Annotated in this window: 15 protein-coding genes; 8 read left to right on the top strand and 7 right to left on the bottom strand. The window is 70.1% G+C overall.

Features of this window, described 5'->3' with window-relative positions; all coding sequences use genetic code 11:
• Positions 1 to 8 precede the first annotated feature (8 nt).
• A complete protein-coding gene (locus tag ACX1D0_RS14640; RefSeq protein WP_459018727.1) occupies positions 9 to 1034 on the top strand; it encodes a lactonase family protein in 1026 nt (341 codons plus the stop codon).
• Positions 1035 to 1144: 110 nt separating this feature from the next.
• On the opposite strand, the gene ACX1D0_RS14635 is transcribed toward ACX1D0_RS14640, so the two are convergent.
• The 5 genes from ACX1D0_RS14635 to mptB are packed head-to-tail and all read right to left on the bottom strand — an operon-like array spanning position 1145 to position 7075.
• Complete coding sequence (locus tag ACX1D0_RS14635) at positions 1145 to 2185, bottom strand: glutathione synthetase (protein ID WP_459018726.1); 1041 nt, start codon at positions 2183 to 2185, stop codon at positions 1145 to 1147.
• Complete coding sequence (locus ACX1D0_RS14630; protein WP_459018725.1) at positions 2182 to 3354, bottom strand: peptidase MATCAP family protein; 1173 nt, start codon at positions 3352 to 3354, stop codon at positions 2182 to 2184. The genes ACX1D0_RS14635 and ACX1D0_RS14630 overlap by 4 nt, the downstream gene beginning before the upstream one ends.
• Positions 3351 to 4112 carry an N-formylglutamate amidohydrolase gene (locus tag ACX1D0_RS14625; RefSeq protein ID WP_459018724.1) on the bottom strand — a complete coding sequence of 254 codons (762 nt, stop codon included), beginning with the start codon at positions 4110 to 4112 and terminating at the stop codon, positions 3351 to 3353. The genes ACX1D0_RS14630 and ACX1D0_RS14625 overlap by 4 nt, the downstream gene beginning before the upstream one ends.
• 38 nt (positions 4113 to 4150) lie before the next feature.
• The gene (thrC, locus tag ACX1D0_RS14620; protein WP_459018723.1) at positions 4151 to 5578 is read right to left on the bottom strand and encodes a threonine synthase; all 1428 of its coding nucleotides are present in this window, start codon (positions 5576 to 5578) and stop codon (positions 4151 to 4153) included.
• Positions 5579 to 5635: 57 nt separating this feature from the next.
• Positions 5636 to 7075 (bottom strand): polyprenol phosphomannose-dependent alpha 1,6 mannosyltransferase MptB, encoded by a 1440-nt coding sequence (gene mptB, locus ACX1D0_RS14615; RefSeq protein WP_459018722.1) that lies wholly within the window; start codon positions 7073 to 7075, stop codon positions 5636 to 5638.
• Positions 7076 to 7172: 97 nt separating this feature from the next.
• Between mptB and ACX1D0_RS14610 the strand changes: the two genes are divergently transcribed.
• The 6 genes from ACX1D0_RS14610 (at position 7173) to deoC (ending at position 12465) form a co-directional block, all read left to right on the top strand.
• Positions 7173 to 7550: a VOC family protein gene (locus tag ACX1D0_RS14610; RefSeq protein ID WP_459018721.1), complete on the top strand. Its 378-nt coding sequence runs from the start codon at positions 7173 to 7175 to the stop codon at positions 7548 to 7550.
• Complete coding sequence (locus ACX1D0_RS14605; RefSeq protein WP_459018720.1) at positions 7547 to 8908, top strand: NAD(P)/FAD-dependent oxidoreductase; 1362 nt, start codon at positions 7547 to 7549, stop codon at positions 8906 to 8908. The genes ACX1D0_RS14610 and ACX1D0_RS14605 overlap by 4 nt, the downstream gene beginning before the upstream one ends.
• Positions 8905 to 9375: a DoxX family protein gene (locus ACX1D0_RS14600; protein WP_459018719.1), complete on the top strand. Its 471-nt coding sequence runs from the start codon at positions 8905 to 8907 to the stop codon at positions 9373 to 9375. The genes ACX1D0_RS14605 and ACX1D0_RS14600 overlap by 4 nt, the downstream gene beginning before the upstream one ends.
• 40 nt (positions 9376 to 9415) lie before the next feature.
• Positions 9416 to 10141, top strand: a complete 726-nt coding sequence (locus tag ACX1D0_RS14595) for a response regulator transcription factor (RefSeq protein WP_459018718.1) — start codon at positions 9416 to 9418, stop codon at positions 10139 to 10141.
• Positions 10138 to 11592 carry a sensor histidine kinase gene (locus ACX1D0_RS14590; protein ID WP_459018717.1) on the top strand — a complete coding sequence of 485 codons (1455 nt, stop codon included), beginning with the start codon at positions 10138 to 10140 and terminating at the stop codon, positions 11590 to 11592. The genes ACX1D0_RS14595 and ACX1D0_RS14590 overlap by 4 nt, the downstream gene beginning before the upstream one ends.
• A gap of 159 nt (positions 11593 to 11751) precedes the next feature.
• On the top strand, positions 11752 to 12465 hold the full coding sequence (deoC, locus tag ACX1D0_RS14585) for a deoxyribose-phosphate aldolase (protein ID WP_459018716.1): 714 nt from the start codon (positions 11752 to 11754) through the stop codon (positions 12463 to 12465).
• Positions 12466 to 12799: 334 nt separating this feature from the next.
• On the opposite strand, the gene ACX1D0_RS14580 is transcribed toward deoC, so the two are convergent.
• Positions 12800 to 14665: an ABC transporter ATP-binding protein gene (locus tag ACX1D0_RS14580; RefSeq protein WP_459018715.1), complete on the bottom strand. Its 1866-nt coding sequence runs from the start codon at positions 14663 to 14665 to the stop codon at positions 12800 to 12802.
• A 130-nt stretch (positions 14666 to 14795) separates the two neighbouring features.
• Between ACX1D0_RS14580 and dcd the strand changes: the two genes are divergently transcribed.
• A complete protein-coding gene (gene dcd, locus ACX1D0_RS14575; protein WP_459018714.1) occupies positions 14796 to 15371 on the top strand; it encodes a dCTP deaminase in 576 nt (191 codons plus the stop codon).
• Positions 15372 to 15462: 91 nt separating this feature from the next.
• Here the strand turns inward: dcd and ACX1D0_RS14570 are convergent, their stop codons facing one another.
• A complete protein-coding gene (locus ACX1D0_RS14570; RefSeq protein ID WP_459018713.1) occupies positions 15463 to 17235 on the bottom strand; it encodes an aminotransferase class I/II-fold pyridoxal phosphate-dependent enzyme in 1773 nt (590 codons plus the stop codon).
• Positions 17236 to 17312 lie beyond the last annotated feature (77 nt).

The following is a 17312-nucleotide window of genomic DNA, read 5'->3' as shown; positions in this document are numbered from 1 at the left end:
CTGGCGGCATGGAACCCCTCCTCGCTCTCGTCGCGAACTCCAAGGACGGCACGATCACCGCGCTGCGGCTCGCCGACGGCGCCTTGACGGAGGTGGCCACCACCGCCGTCGCGCCCGGACTCCCGCTGGCTGTCGACCGTAAGCGCGGCCTCGTCTTCGCCGGCACCAGCGACCCGAAGGGCATCACCGTCCTGCGCCTCGCTCCCTCCGGCGCCCTCGAGATCCTCGGCGCGTACCCCGCCAACGGCGCCCCCGTCTACCTGACGCTCAGCTCCGACGGCGGGTTGCTCTTCAGCGCCTCGTACCACGACCACGTCGGCGAGGTGTGGACCGTCGCCGACGACGGTGCCCTCACCCCCGTCGGTGACACGCTGCACCGGCAGAACATGCACAGCGTGCAGGTGAGCTCGGACGACCGCTTCGCGTACTTCGTGTCGCTGCGGGAGGACCTGGTGGCGCAGTTCGCGGTCGGCACCGACGGCGTGCTCACGCCGCTGGACCCGCCCACCGTCGCCGCACCGGAGGGTTCCGGCCCTCGGCACCTCATCTTCGACGCCGCCCAGACCTCGCTCTACGTCAACACCGAGTACTCGGGCGAGGCGCTGCGCTACCTCCGTGACCCGGAGACCGGCGTGCTGGAGGCGGCCGAGGCGGTCACGAACATCCCCACCGACCGGGGATTGTCGCACAGCCGCTTCGGGGCCAAGCCGCGTGAGGAAAACCTCATCTGGTGCGCGGACCTCCGCCTCGCAGAGGGCGGTCGCCGGCTGTACAGCTCCGAACGCACGCGCGGGACGATCACTGCCGTGGACGTGGCGGCGGACGGGACCCTCGGCGCGGCGACGGCGCACTCGGACGTGGTCGCCCAGCCGCGGCACTTCGTGGTTCTGCCCGACGACAGCCTGCTCGTGGCCTCCGAGATCGACAGGGTCGTCGCGCTGTACCGGCCTGACGCCGACGGGGCGCTGACCGAGGTGTCGCGGCACGACGTCGGCCTGGGCGCCAACTGGATCGAGATCCTGCCCCTGCCCTAGCCTCCGACCCGCGTCCTGGCCCTGGGGATGCGCGAGGATCCGGAACCCGCGGCACGCGCCCCCGCCCCGAATCTTCCACCCCAGCACGTGTGGGAGTGCGTGACGGCCGCTCAGAGGGTGGCCAGGTTCACGTTGTCCAGGCCCGGGTTGTGGCGGCGGACGTCGAGCTTGCGCTCGAGGTCCTGGATGATCGGGATCGCGAAGTTCTCCTCGTACAGCGCCTGGCAGCTGCCGAGGCCACCGGGGCTGAACACGTTGACCTCCATCAGCTTGTCGCCCACGATGTCGAGCCCCACGAGGAACATCCCGTCGGCCACCAGCTTCGGCCGCACCACGTCGACCAGGCCGAGCATCTCGTCGGTCACCTTCGCCGCCAGGGCCTGGCCTCCGGCAGACATGTTGGAACGAGGATCGGAGCCCCCGGACTTCCGCCGGAACGCGGCGTACTTGCCGTTGACCTGCAGCGGCTGCCCGTTCATGACGAACATGCGCACGTCACCGTTCTTCGCCTCCTCCAGGTACTCCTGGGTCACCACGTAACCGTCGCGGGCGATGGCCTCGATGATCTGGTTGAGGTTGGGGGACTCCTCGGTGTTGACGAGGAACACGCCGCTGCCACCGGAGCCCTGCAGCGGCTTGAGCACCGCCTTCCCGCCGAGGTCGCTCACGAATGCCGCGATCTGGTCCCGGTCTCGCGAGATCAGGGTCCGGGGGCGCACCACCTCGGGGAAATGCTGGAAATAGGCCTTCGACAGCGCGTTGGCCAGGGAACCGGGATCGTTGACCACCAGCACCCCCGTCGACGCGATGAGCTGGCCGAACGCGACACCGGCGTTGTTGGCCCACGCCGCGCCCTGCGCGTCGTCCGCCGGGTCGCTGCGCAGCATCACGACATCGAACTCGGACAACGACAATCGCTGCTCAACGTCCGGCCGCTGCACGTCCTCCAGGTAGCGCTCCAGGGAGCGGTAGTTCTTTCCCTGCCCGCCTCGCACCCGGCCGCTCAGTGAGCCGTCCGGCTCGTAGGCGAAGTTACCCATGCCCAGCAGCCATGCCTCATGGCCCATGTTCGTGGCGTGCATGGCCAGCCGGGTGGTGGTGTAGGTGGACTTCTCGGTGAGGACGTCGTTGACGACGAAGCCGATCTTCATGAGGAAACTCCTTGGATCAGTGCGATGGGGTCTGTGATGCGGGAGGCCTCGTCGAGCCGCTCGCGGCCGGCCGGGTCGTCGAACCAGCGCGGGAGGAGGACGGGAGGGTGGAGCACACCCCGGCTGGCGAGCTCGTCCACCAACGGTAGATCCACCAGCGAGAACTTGCCGAGGAACAGCGCGTCCAGCACTCCCCCGCCCCGCAGGTGGGCCAGCAGGTCCAGCAGGCCCCGCAGGTAGATCGCGTCCTTGGTGAGCCCGCCGGAGCGGAAGACGCGCATCACCGTCGTGAACGCGCCGCCCGGATGGAAGCCAGCCTCGATGAGGCCCTCCCAGCATTCGCGGAACCTCGCGCCACCCAACATGCGGTGCACGGTGACGACGCGGCCCGCCAGCTGCCGCATCCGCGAGGCCGTCAACTCGCCGCAGGCCACCTCGGCCAACACCGCCAAGCCCTCCTGCGTCTCGTCGTACCCCGCGAGCCCGGTGCCCAGCACCTGCAACGGCTGGTGGGAGCCGTTGACGTGGGTGACGAGATGCGTGCCCACCTCGTGCTGGATCAGCGCGACGGCGCGCTCGCCCGCCACCGAGGACTCCGGCCCGATGAGCAGCAGGTTCCCCGACACCATGACGCCCGTGGAATCCGGCCGGATCTCGGCGTGGATGTCCACGTCCGGTTCCAGGGCCCGGTAGTAGTCGATCTCCTCGCGGGCCAGGTCCAGGAGCTGCTCCGCGGTCAGGCGGTCCCCGCCCCATGACTGCGGCTCGACGCGGGCCAGGATGGCCTCGGCGGCCGTGAGGAGGTCGCGGTGCACGCCGCCGTACAGCTCGACGCTGAGGTCGCGGAAGTCCGCCGAGTCGCGGGCGCGGAGCATGGCCAGCTGCAGGCCCAGCTCCCGCTGCTTGCTGCGCAGCAGCGCCGCGACCGTCGCGTCCCGGACCGCGCCCACGTCGATCCGCTCCAGGACCGTCTGCAGGACCTCCGGGTCGGTCTCCAGCTCCCGGTACGCGAAGGCCGGCTCGTCGACGCCGCCACCGAGGAACTCGTCCTTGACGTCGTCGGCGTCGACGGGGGTGACGTCGAGGACGAACCGGAAGCTCTGCCCGAGTTGGGAGAGCTGGTGGTCGATCGCCCTGTCGATGACCGCCAGCGGGTTGGGCTCGGTCATCGGGACAGCGCCTGCAGGACAGGGTCCATGGTGCGGCCGAGCGCCTCGGCGAGGAACGCGACCCGCGCGTCGTCCGGCTCGCCGGTCCACTCGTCCATGAAGGTCTTCTTGAACTCGATCGCCAGCACGCAGCCGACACCCGGATAGCGTCCGTGCACCCACCAGGCGAGGTTCTGGCCCTTGAACTTGACGTTCTCCCGGATGTCGAACCCCTGCCCCAGCATGGAACCGCGGAATGCCTCCACCACCGGCGAGAAGCGGTCCAGGTCCACGCTGCCGGTGCCGAGGTTGACCTCGGGATTCTCCTCCCAGGGCTCGGCTTCGGCCTCCTCGCCGTGCCGGCGATGGTTGTAGGAGTGCACGTCGTAGATCACGAACGGCCCGCGGGCGGCCACCTCGTCGAGACGCTCGCCCAGCTCGGCGAAGAACCCGTCATAGACCTCGAGCGAGCGGGCCACCACGTCGTCGGGCAGCGGGTCCTCGGACCACATGTGAAGGCCCCAGGCATCCTCGGGGCGGCGGTAGACGGTCTTCTCGCGGACCCGGTTGAGGTCGGTCTCGAACCGGGAGCGGTGCACCAGCACCCGGGCCGGTGCGAGGGAGGCGATCCGGTCCGTGAACGGGTCCTCCTCCCGGAGCCGGTCGTCCTCGCTGAGGATCGACAGCTCGGCGATGTCGGGGCGCAGGTCATGGCCGGCGTGGATCGAGGTGGCGATGAGCTGCCCCGACCAGTCTCCATCGAACTCGTAAGCGTCCATGCCTCAAGTCTTACCCGAGGACGGACCACCTCAAACCCTCAGCGGGAAACCGACCTCTCGGCGATGAGCGCGCGGAGCGCGTCCGCGCTGCACGGGAGGTCGACCACGTGACGCGGCAGGTCCTCGATGCCCTCGAAGCGATGCGGCCGTGGGGGGACCATGCCGGTGGCCTCGACGATGGTGTCGGAGAACTTCACCGGCAGCGCGGTCTCCAGCACGACGATGCGACCCTCGACGCCGGACCCGGCTGCCACGTGCACCGCGTCGGCGGTGTGGGGGTCGATCATCACCGTGTCCGCCTCGTAGACCCGGCGGATCTCCGTGAGCCGGTCCTCATGGGTGGAGGTGCCGGCCACGAACCCGAAGCGGTCCAGCTGACCGGCGAACTCGGGCGCCGCGGCGAGGTCGAACTGACCCTCGGCCAGAGCGTCGACGAACAGCGAGCGCAGGCGTGCGGCGTCGCGGCCGAGCAGGTCGAAGACGAAGCGCTCGAAGTTGGACGCCTTGGAAATGTCCATCGACGGCGACGACGTGGCCAGCGTCTCGGCCGCCCCGCGCACCCGGTAACGGCCCGTGCGGAAGAACTCCTCCAGCACGTTGTTCTCGTTGGTGGCCAGGATGAGCCGGTGGATGGGCAACCCCATCTCGCGGGCGATGTGGCCGGCCGCGATGTTGCCGAAGTTGCCCGACGGTACGGCGAAGCTGATGGGCTCGTCGCCCGGGAGCTGCAGCCAGGCGGCGAAGTAGTACACCACCTGGGCCATCAGGCGGGCCCAGTTGATGGAGTTGACCGCACCCAGCCGGTAGCGGGCCTTGAACTCCGCGTCGTTGTGGAGTTCCTTGACGAGGTCCTGGCAGTCGTCGAACACCCCGTCGACAGCGATGTTGACGATGGCCGGGTCGTCGATGGAGAACATCTGCGCCTGCTGGAACGGGGTCATCCGGCCGCGGGGCGACAGCATGAACACCCTCACCCCCGGCTTGCCGCGCAGTGCGTACTCGGCGGACGAGCCGGTGTCGCCGCTGGTGGCCCCGACGATGGTGAGGGTTTCGCCCCGCCTGGCCAGCTCGTAGGCGAAGAGCTCGCCGAGCAGCTGCATGGCCATGTCCTTGAACGCGGCCGAGGGTCCGTTGCTGAGGTGCGCAAGCCACAGGCCGTCGCTCAGTCGGGTGACCGGCACGACGGCGGGGTCCAGGAACTTCGTCGGCTCGTAGGCGCGCTCGACGATGCCGCGGAGATCATCCTCCGGGATGTCGTCGACGAACAGCCGCACGATCTCGAACGCGAGAGCCGCGTAGCCCTTCCCGGCGAGGACTGCCCGCCATGCCTCCAGCGTCGCGGGTGACACCCGAGGGTAGGAATCCGGCAGGTAGAGCCCACCGTCGGCGGCCAGCCCCTCGAGGAGGATGTCGCTGAACGGCTTGCCGGGCAGGCCCGAGGAATCCCGGGTGGAGACGTAACGCATGGCGCCATGCTACCGAGCCGGCACCTGGCGTCGCCCAGTCCTGGTCCGGCCCCCGGGTCAGTGCGCCAAGGGAGGCAACGGCGAGACGCGGCGACGGTGCAGGCTCAGCCAGAGCGCGGCAAGTGGCAGCGCAAGAACGGGCATGGCCAGGAACGGCGGCATCATCGTCTGCAGCGCGGGTAGCAGGGTGAAGGCCACCACCAGCACCAGCCAGGCGCGGTGCCACCCGGGCCCGGTCCGCCAGAACACGTACAGGGGCAGGAACCACGTCAGGTACCACGGCTGCAGCGCCGGGGCGAGCACACAGAATGCCCCCAGCACCGCCAACGTGAACACCCAGGGCCGGCCGACGTCGTCGCCGCGGGGTCCCCACCTCACCCAGATGGCTGCCACCGCCGCCACGATGAGCGCCGACGAGAGCACAGTGACCGCCGAATTGGCGGTGTCCTCCGGCATCCCGTAGCGCAGCGCCGCCGCCAGCCAGGACAGCGGCGCGTTGCTCACCGCCTCGACGGGGTTGCCCGCCGTCGGCGCGCCCCACCCGAAACCGAAGCGCAGCGAGGAGGCCACGAAGACGGCCACCGTGATCCCCCCGGGCACCGCGGCCGTCGCCGCAAGCCGCCACCATCCCGCCGCGACACTCCTGCCCCCGGGACGCGCGCCCCACTCCCGGTACCTCACGGCCCACGCCACCGCGACCACGCCCAGCCCGAACAGCGCCGCCGACTGCTTGATGCCCATCGCCAACCCCAGCAGGAGACCGGCGACGACGAGGCCACGCCATCCCCTCCACCCGAGGTCCGTGGCGGCCAGGACCGCCAGCAGCGCCAGCGCCACCATGACGGCGTCGTTGTGCACGCCACCGACCCACTGGAACAGCATGATCGGGTTGAGCAGACCCGCCCAGAGCGCCAGGCCCGGATCGATGTCGAAGCGACGGGCCAGCCGAGGAAGCGCCCAGGCCAGCGCGGCCAGCGCCAGGAGGCTCGGTATCCGCATGGCCACCGTCGTCCAGTACAGATCAGAACCGGTCAGGCGCGACAGGGCCCCGAACAACTCCAACGACAGCGCCGGGTAGACCGCGGTGGTCTTATGCCAGTGCACCCCGACGAGGAGGCCGGGCAGGCCCGCCTCGCCCAGCGGGGTGGCGTAAGGGTCCAGGCCGCCCGCCACCATCCATCCCTGCGCGGCGTAGGCGTAGGCGTCGCGGGAGTACATCGGCAGCGCGAAAACCATGGGCGCGGCCCACACCGCAGCCGTCAGCAGGGGCCGTTTCCAGTGCGGGCCCAGCTGCCACCAGGCCACCAGGAGGACGCTCAGCGCGGGCAGCGACACGAACGGACGCCACCAGCTGTCGCCGCGCTCCAACAGGCCGGGCGCGTCGGCGAACTGGGCACCGACAAGTACCAACACCGCCATCAGGCCCGCCGTGATCCACCACCAGGGGTGCACGGGACGGCCGTGGGGTGCGGGTCGCAGCCATGCGGGTGGCGTCACGCGGCGGCCCTCCTCGTCGGTCCAAGCCGCACCAGAGTACCCCGGGCGTCGGCGGCGACATCGCGGCCCTGCGGGGGGCGGCGGTTACCCTGGTGGAATGCGACTCGCTATGTGCAGCCTCCACGTGACCGATCCGGACCGTGCCCACCGCTTCTACACCGAGGTGCTCGGCTTCGAGACGCTGCTGGCCATGCCCGAGCATCACGTGTTCGTGGTCAACGGTCGCGGTCAGGACACGGGGCTGCTCCTGGAGCCGAGCGACCACCCCGTCGCGGCCGCCTATATGACCGGTCTGCGGGCGGAGAACATCCCGGCGCTCGTCGTCGGCACGGACGACCTGGACGCAGACGTCGCGCGGCTCACCGAGGCGGGGGTCCGGTTCGTGGGCGATCGGTTCAGCGACGCGTCCGGCTCGTCGATCAACCTCGACGACACCGTGGGCAACATCATCCAACTCCATGAGGCGGCAGCATGAGCAGGCATCGCGTGGTCATCATCGGGTCCGGTTTCGGCGGGCTGTTCGCGGCGAAGGCCCTGAAGCGGGCGGATGTGGACGTGATCCTCATCGCCAGGACCACCCACCACCTGTTCCAGCCGCTGCTGTACCAGGTGGCCACCGGTGTGCTGTCGGAGGGCGAGATCGCCCCCGCCACCCGCGAGATCCTCCGGCGCCAGACCAACGCGCAGGTCCTCCTCGGCCTCGTCGAGGACATCGACCTGACCAACCGGGTGGTCAAGTGGCGCTTCCACAACGAATACAGCGAGACCCCCTACGACTCGCTCATCGTCGCGGCGGGCGCTGGTCAGTCCTACTTCGGCAACGACCAGTTCGCCACCTTCGCGCCCGGCATGAAGTCCATCGACGACGCCCTCGAACTGCGGGCGCGCATCTTCAGCGCCTTCGAGATCGCCGAGTTCACCCAGGACGAGGAGGAGCGACGGCGGATGCTGACGTTCGCCGTCGTCGGCGCCGGGCCCACCGGTGTGGAGATGGCCGGCCAGATCCGGGAGTTGGCCACGTCCACGCTGCGCCACGAGTTCCGCACCATCGACCCCACCACCGCGCGGGTCATCCTCGTCGACGGCGCCGGACAGGTGCTACCGCCGTTCGGACCCGAGCTGGGCGCCAAGACGCAGAAGACGCTCGAGCGCCTCGGCGTGGAGGTCAAGCTCAACGCCCTGGTCACCGGGGTGGACGAGAACGGACTCACCCTCAAACACCAGGACGGCACGGTGGAGCGCATCGAGTCGTTCGCGAAGGTCTGGGCGGCCGGTGTCCAGGGCAACGACCTGGGGCGCACCCTCGCTGAGCAGTCGGGCGCCGAGTTGGACCGCGCTGGCCGCGTCGTCGTGGCCGAGGACCTCAGCCTGCCCGGTCACCCGGAGGTGTTCGTCGTGGGCGACCTCATGTCGGTGCCCGGCGTGCCGGGGGTCGCCCAGGGTGCCATCCAGGGAGCCCGGCACGCGGCGGCGGCGATCCGCGCACGCATCGAGCACACCGGGGCTCCCGGGGCCTTCACCTACAAGGACAAGGGCTCCATGGCCACCATCTCCAAGTTCGAGGCCGTGGCGAAGATCAGGTCCATCAAGCTCAGCGGGTTCGTCGCCTGGGCGGCATGGCTGTTCCTGCACATCCTCTACATCGCCGGCTTCAAGCAGCGGGTCACCACCCTGCTGAGCTGGGCCATCACCTTCGTCACCAACGGACGGTCCCAGCGCGTGGTCACGAACCAGCAGATGGTGGGACGTCTGGCGCTGGAGCACCTGGGGGCAGGGAGTTCTGGCAGGCTGATCCGAGGTCGAGCCGAGGAATTGAAGCCGAGGAAGCAATGAGAGAGTTCAAGCGCGTGATGCGCGACATCGCCCTGCTTGTGGCGCGCATCGTCGCAGGGGTCACCCTGGTGGCCCACGGGTGGCACCGCTGGCAGGAGACCGGCCTGGATGTGCAGGTGGCGCTGGTCGAGGCCACAGGCCTGCCCAACGCCGCCGCGCTGGTGGTCGCCACGGTCGCGTTCGAGCTGATCGGCGGCGTGCTCCTGGTCTTCGGGCTGGCCACGCCCCTGGTGGGGCTCGGCATGGCGGTCCTCAATGTGGCGATCATCGTCACCACCAAGGCGGACGGCGCCTTCTACGCACACCTGGGAGGGTGGGAGTACAACGCCATCCAGGCGGCGCTGGGCCTGATGTTCCTGGTCTACGGCTCGGGCCGTGCGGGCCTGGACAACCTGTTCGTCCGCCCCAAGGACGAGCACGACTCGCTCATCGCCGAGTCTCCGCAGGCACAGACTTCTCACAGCTGACGCACAGCGAGCCGGTGGCCGAAGGTGCCAGAGTAGGGCCATGCCACTCACCGATCCCCTGACGCGCCCGGACGGCACCCCCATCCGGATCCTCACCGTCGACGACGAGCCGAGCCTCATCGAGCTGCTCTCGATGGCCATGCGCTACGAGGGCTGGGACGTGCACACCGCCACCACCGGAAGCGACGCCGTGCGGGTCGCGCGCGAGGCGCAGCCGGACGCCCTGGTGCTGGACATGATGCTTCCGGACTTCGACGGGCTCGAAGTGATGCGCCGAATCCGCACGGAGCAGCCGGACGTGCCGGTGATCTTCCTCACGGCCCGCGACGGCGTGTCGGACCGGGTGGCCGGGCTCACCGCCGGCGGCGACGACTACGTCACCAAGCCCTTCTCGCTGGAAGAGGTGATCGCGCGACTCAGGGGCCTGCTGCGGCGCAGCGGCGCCACCAGCGTGCGGCCCGACACCCAGCTCGTCGTCGGGGACCTCGTCCTGGACGAGGACTCGCACGAGGTGACCCGCGCGGGGGCGCAGATCAAGCTGACCGCCACCGAGTTCGAGCTGTTGCGCTTCCTCATGCGCAATCCCAGGCGCGTGTTGTCGAAGGCCCAGATCCTGGACCGCGTCTGGAACTACGACTTCGGCGGCCAGGCCAACGTCGTCGAGCTCTACATCTCCTACCTGCGCAAGAAGATCGACGCGGACCGCGAGCCAATGATCCACACCATGCGCGGCGCCGGCTACGTGCTCCGGCCGGCCGGCGCATGACCCGGGAGCAGCGCCGAGGGTCGCTTGCCTCGCAGCTGCAGCCCCGGCTGGTGCTGACGGTCGCGGTGATGGCCATCCTGGTGGCGCTCACCACCGTGCTCGCGCTGCGCACCATCCTGTACAACCAGCTCGACGGCGAACTGGACGCGGCACAGGTGCGGCAGAGCCGCAGCGTCGGTCGCGACGACGGGCCACCCGGCCTGGAGACGCCCGGCATGCGGGTGGGCACCGTGATCGCGGCGGAACTCACCAACGGCACGGCGCTGGGCGGCGTCGTCGGCGACGGCTCCACCAGCGCGTCGATGACTGTGGAGGCCTGGGAGGCCCTGCTGGACGTGCGCGTGGACGGATCGAAGCACACGGTCGCGGTGCCCGGGCTGGGCGACTACCGGGTCCAGGCGCGCGACACCCCCGTCGGCACGGTGGTGGTCGGGCTGCCGGTGGCCGACATCCACAAGACGGTGCTGTGGCTGGCGATGCTGGCGGCGGCCGTCAGTCTGCTGGCCATCTCCGGCACGGCCCTGGTGACGCGGGCGGTGCTGGTGAGCGCCACCAAGCCGCTCGTGGCGCTGACGGACACGGCCGACGAGGTCAGCCGGCTGGAGCTCGAGCGCGGGTCGGTGGCCGTGCCGCGCGTGGAGACCGGGCCGCTGCCGGAGAACAACGAGGTCACGCGCCTCTCCACCGCGTTCAACCAGATGCTGGGGCGGGTGGAGGGGGCGCTGCTGGCGCGCGAGAGCTCCGAGGCGAAGCTGCGGCGGTTCGTCGCCGACGCGTCGCACGAACTGCGGAATCCGTTGGCCGCCATCCGCGGTTACGCGGAGCTTGGCCAGCGCTCGCTGGAGGGGACGCCGCACGCATTGAGCCGGATCGGTGCGGAATCCGAGCGCATGTCGAAGCTCGTCAACGACCTGCTGCTGCTGGCCCGGCTCGACGCGGACGCGTCCGTCGAGCTCAAACCAGTTGACGCCGTCGAGGTGGTCCTCAACGCCGTGAGCGACGCCCAGGCGGCCAGCCGCGACCACCGCTGGGTGCTGGACCTGCCGGAGCAGGCGGTTCAGGTCATGGCGGACCCGGACCAGCTGCACCAGGTGATGGTGAACCTGCTCTCCAACGCCCGGACGCACACGCCGCCGGGGACGACGGTGACCACCGCCGTGTCCGCGCTGCCTGGGGCGCCGTTCGGTGGGCATCCGGCCGGCGCTGGTGTCGCGGTGATCCACGTGATCGATGACGGGCCGGGCATCCCGGTCGACGCGTTGCCTCAGGTGTTCGAGCGCTTCGTGCGGGCCGATGACGCGCGATCGCATTCGGCGGCGCAGTCGACGGGCCTGGGGTTGGCGATCGTCCGCGCCGTCGTCGAGGGGTTCGGGGGGACGGCGTCCGTGGAGTCACGGCCGGGGCGGACGTGTCTCACGGTGACCCTGCCGCTTGCGACGCCCCGCGTCTGACCCGGAGGGGCCACCGCTTGGGCGGCGGATGTGGGAGCGTAGTCGCCACCAGAAGTGCCACTCGGGCGGTCGTCGGCCCTCAGACCGGGAGGGCGCGGCAGTAAGCTCGTGTCGGTTGACGTCGGCGGCCCGGTGACCGCCCCGAGGAGAAGGACGGCCATGGAGATCACGCGCTCGGCGCTCGCCCAGATGGTGGACCACACGCTCTTGAAGACCGACGCCACGCGGGCGCAGGTCTCGGCCCTCGTGTCGGAGGCGCGCGAGCTGGGGGTGTACTCGGTGTGCGTGTCGCCGTCGATGCTGCCCATCACCGACGATCTGGGGGACGTGAAGGTGGCCACGGTGTGCGGATTTCCGTCTGGCAACCACACGGCGACGGCGAAGGCCGCGGAGGCGGCGGAGTCGTCGAAGCTCGGGGCTGACGAGATCGACATGGTGATCAACATCGGGCTCCTCAAGGAGGGACGGCCGGAAGAGGTCGAGGCCGAGATCCGCGCCGTGCGCGAGGCCACGACGGGGCTGCTGAAGGTGATCATCGAGTCCGCCGCGCTGACCGATGACGAGATTGTCGCGGCGTGCCGCGCGGCCGAGGCTGCCGGGGCGGACTACGTGAAGACGTCCACCGGCTTCCACCCCGCCGGTGGGGCGTCGGTGCATGCGGTGGAGCTGATGGCGTCGACGGTGGGCGAGCGCCTGGGCGTCAAGGCGAGCGGGGGCATCCGCGACTTCGCGACGGCCAACGCGATGGTCGCGGCAGGCGCGACCCGCCTGGGCCTCTCCGGGAGCCGAGCGGTCCTCGACGGCGCTGAGAGCGCCGGCTCTCCCCGGGTCGCGGAGGCGTCCGGGCACGTCGGCATGGGTTCGGCGTACTGAGCCTCTTCCCCTGTTGCCACCGTCGCGTCCGTCAGGCTCGGGTCGGGATATGGGTTGAGCCGGACACGGCTCTCACGGAGGGTTGTTGAGCCTGATCTGGACACCAACGAGCTTGGATCGATCGAATCGGTGCGGCTGAGCATTGAGACCGATTCCCGGCTCATGACCACTCATCGAAAGCCGTGTCCGGCTCACGCTGAGTTTGAACCATCAAACCCGGTCATCCACGCGACGGGCCTCGATCCCGGCTCAAGTCCACGCGACGAAAGCCGTGTCAGGCTCAACGCGACCCCGCAGAAGCCGTGTCCGGCTCAACCCCAGATTGCGGCAGGGGTCAGTCGCTGAACTGGGTGGCGTACAGCGTCGCGTAGGAGCCGCCGGCGGCGAGAAGTTCGGCGTGAGTGCCCCGCTCGACGACGCGGCCGGCCTCGACGACGAGGATCTGGTCCGCGTGCCGCACCGTCGACAACCGGTGGGCGATCACGATGGAGGTCCGTCCCTCCCGTGCCGTGTCCAACGCCCGCTGGACCAGCGTCTCCGACTCGGAGTCCAGGTGTGCCGTCGCCTCGTCGAGGACCAGTATGGGCGGCGCCTTGAGCAGCAGCCGCGCGATCGCGAACCGCTGCCGCTCTCCCCCGCTCAGCCGATAGCCGCGCTCGCCGACGACGGTACGCAGCCCGTCGGGCAGCCGCCGGACCAGGCCGGCGATCTGCGCCGCGGCGAGCGCCCCCCACAGCTCTTCCTCCGTCGCCGACGGGCGGGCGTAGCGGAGGTTGGCCTCGATGGTGTCGTGGAACAGGTGCGCGTCCTGCGTCACGTAGCCGATCTCGCCCTGCAGCGACGCCAGCGTCAGCCGTCGGACATCCTGGCCCGCGATCTCGACCGCGCCGGAGTCGACGTCGTAGAGCCGCGCGAGCAGATGCGTGATGGTGGTCTTCCCCGCCCCCGAGGGGCCGACGAGCGCCACCGTCTGCCCGGGAAGCGCCTCGAACGTGACTCCCTTGAGCACCGGCTCGTTGGCGGACTCCCCCACGGCGGCCGTCGGCTCCAGGGACTCCAGGGAGACCGTCGCGGCGTCCGGGTAGGTGAACCGGACGTCGCGGAACGCCACCGACGGCGGCCCCGAGACCGGCTCGGCGTCCGGGGCGTCGACGATGAGCGGCTTGAGGTCCAGCACCTCGAACACCCGCTCGAAGCTCACCAGGGCGCTCATGATGTCCACCCGCAGGTTCGACAGCTGCATGAGCGGCCCGTACAGCCGGGCGAGCAGGGCCACCAGCGCGGTGAGAGTGCCGATGGTCAGTTGCTCGCGCACCGCCGCCACACCGCCGAACCCATAGAACAGCGCCGTCGCCAACGCCCCCACGAGCGACATCGCCGTCATGAAGACGCGGGAGATCATGGCGATCTTCACCCCGGAGTCCGCCACATCCTTCGACTGCCTGGCGAAGGTCTCGTGCTCAGTACCGAGGTCGCCGAACAGCTTGACCAGCAGCGCCCCGGACACCGTGAACCGCTCCGTCATCGTGGCCGACATCTCCGCGTTCTGCGTCATCCGCAGCCGCGACAGATCCGCGAGCTTCGTGCCCACCATTCGCGCCGGCACCATGAAGATCGGCAGCAGCACGAGCGCGGCCAACGTCAGGGGCCAGGAGAGCGCCAGCATCGACGCCAGCACCAGGACGAGAGTGATGGAGTTGCTGACGACAGTCGACAGCGTCGAGGTGAACGCCTGCTGCGCGCCGTTGACATCCGACTGCAGCCGCGACACCAACTTCCCCGTGTGCGACCGGCTGAAGAAGGCGATGGGCATCGTCAGCATGTGATCGAAGATCTGCGTGCGCATCGAGTAGATGAGGCCCTCGCCGATCCGCGCAGAACACCACCGTTCCACGATCTGCAGCAGGGCGGAGCCGACAGCCATACCCGCGACGGCGACCGCCAGCCACACGACCAGGCCCTCGTCGCCCGCGAGCACGCCGTCGTCGATGATCCGTTGGAACAGCAGCAGGGGTGCCACCGACAGCGCGCTGCTGATGACGACGGTGATGAGGAAGACGACGATGAGACCCTTGAAGGGTGCGCCGTAGGCGATGACGCGACGAGCGGTGCCGCGGTCAAGCTTGTGGTGCGTGATCTCCGGATCCGCGGCGAGTCGTCCCAGCATCCGCCCGCCGCCCATGCCGCGCCCCACGCTCATCCGCCACTCCTCGCCGCCCACCCTCGGGCTGGATGCCGGGCCTGACGCCGCGGCTCCACCAGCGTAGCCGCGAGGTTCCGCGGGGCGGGGCCGTCTTCCTGCGGGAGGCGTGCGGCACTAGGCTCAGCCCATGCTGCTCAGCGATCGCGACATCCTCGGGGAAGTTCACACCGGGGGCATCCTCCTCGACCCGTGGGATCCGGGCATGGTCCAGCCGTCGAGCGTGGACGTCCGCCTGGACAAGTTCTTCCGGGTATTCGAGAACCACCGCTACCCGTCGATCGACCCGTCGGTGGAGCAGCCAGACCTCACCCGCCTCATCGAGACCCCCGTCGACGAGCCGTTCGTCCTGCATCCGGGTGAATTCGTGCTGGGCTCGACGTTCGAGCGGGTCACCCTGGGTGCGGCTGTCGCGGCGAGGTTGGAGGGAAAGTCGTCGCTGGGGCGCCTCGGCCTGCTCACGCACTCGACGGCGGGCTTCATCGACCCGGGCTTCTCGGGCCACGTGACCCTCGAACTGTCGAACATGGCCACCCTGCCGGTGAAGCTGTGGCCCGGGATGAAGATCGGGCAGTTGTGCTTCTTCCGCCTGAGCTCGCCGGCCGAGCACCCGTACGGTTCCGTGAAGTACGGGTCGCGGTACCAGGGCCAGCGCGGACCGACGCCGTCGCGCTCGCACCTGAACTTCCACCGCACCCAGGTCTGACCAGCCGGGCCTCCATGTGGAGCATTGCGTCGCGCAATGACCCACACGCGCTCCGAGGCGGCCCACCGTCGGCAACCCCGCTGGAACCGGGTCAGGGCCGGGGCGGCTCGATCCGCAGCGACACGCCCTCTCCGACGTCCAGAATGGTTCCCATCTCGACCCTCACCGCTGCCCCGTGGCGCAGCGTGAACGGCTCACCGTCGGGCGGCAGCACGAGGGTGCCGTTGATCGAGTGCAGGTCCCGCACCACCACGTCGTCCGTGAGTGCCTCGACGACCAGGTGGTTGCGCGAGATGTCCAGGTGCGGGCTCGGCACCCGCAGGAGGTCGGCATCCTCGTAGCCCGCCGCGCGGCGGGGGTCGCGGCCGATGACCACCGCCGAGACCACGTTGACGAACTCCCCACCGTTGGTGTGCACACCGGCCAGCGCGGGCGGGACGATGTGCCGCGCCGCGGGACCGCGGGCCTGGACGGCGGGCATGGGCGCCGTCTGGGGCACCTCTGGGATCAAGGCAGGCATCGGCGCCGTGTGCGGACCGTCTGAGAGCACGGCAGGCATCGGCGCGGTCTGCGGACCGTCGTCGACCACGATGGGCATCGGCGCCGTGTGCGGGCCGGACTCCCCCCGCCCCGGTTCCGTCTCCACCACCCGGGTGGGCTCCGAGTCGGGGTTCTCGCCAGGCTCGTCGTCCTGCGGCGGCTCCCAGGTCTCCGGCTCGGCACGCCTCGCGCGCGCTGCCGCGACCTCCGCGCGAACCTCCACCAACGAGGAGGCCATCCGCTCCACCGCCTCCGCGATGATCTCCCGCGACGTGGCCAGATTCACCCGGACGAACTGTGTCGTGTCGGGGGAGAACTCGCGGCCGAAGTTGAACCGCACCCGCCCGAAGCCGTGGAAGTGTCTGCCCGGGTTCTCCAGGGCCAGCGGCGAGCAGTCCAGCCACGCCAGATAGGTCCCGTCGGAGGGCGTGTAGCTCAGCTCCGGCACCAGGGCGGCGAGCCGTTCGGCAAAGAACTGCTTGTTCGCCGCGACCTCCGCCGCCGCCTCGGCCACCCAGTCGCGCGCCTCGTTGAAGGCCGCCGAGTGGGCCAGCACGCCGAAGTAGCTGGCACCCTCGGGCGTCATCGGGTTGAGGCGCGCCAACACGTCCCGGTCCCCGATGACCAGCGCCGCCTTGAGCGCCGCGAGGTTCCACGACTTCGACGCCGACGTCACGATCACCGCATTGCCCGCACCCGGCACCGCCAGGTACGGCGTGTGGGCGGCCCCTGCCAGCGGGGCGTGGATCTCGTCGGAGACCACCACCACCCCGTGCCGCTCCGCGAGTTCGGCCACGCGGGCCAGTTCGTCGGCGGTGTGGATGGTGCCGTTGGGATTGTGCGGCGAGCACAGCAGGTAGATCCTCGGGCGGTGCTCGGCGAATGCGGCCTCGAGCGCGTCGAGGTCCAGGCGGTCATCGAGCAGCGGCACGTCCACCAGCCGCCGCCCTGTGGTGGTCACCACATGACGGAAGGGCGGGTAGATCGGCGAGTTGATGACGACGGCGTCCCCCGCCGCCGCGAACGCGAGCACCGCCTCGCGCATGGCCGTGACCACGTCCGTGGCTAGTGTCTGGTCCGCCACACCGATGCGCCAGCCCCACTGCCACTCGGCGTACTCGGCGAACGCCTCCTGGTACGTGGGCAGTTCCGGGTACCCGGTGTCCCCGTCGGCCAGCGCCCGCTCCAGCGCGGCCCGGATGGGCGGCGCGAGGTGGGCGTCCATCTCGGCCACGAACATCGGCAGCACGTCGGGCTCCCAGCGCCGCCACTTGATGGTGCCGCGACGGCGCAGCTCGCTCAGGGGGACGTCGAAGATCGCCATGGCCCAAACCTAGTGGCCATCGCGGCAGCGGGACGCCAGTAACCGCCTCCACGCTCACCCCCGCGGAGGGAGACCGC

The sequence above is a fragment of the Tessaracoccus pujii genome (assembly GCF_054483895.1).
Note: the sequence above shows the minus strand (reverse complement) of the source record. Positions and strands in the feature narration are given on the sequence as shown.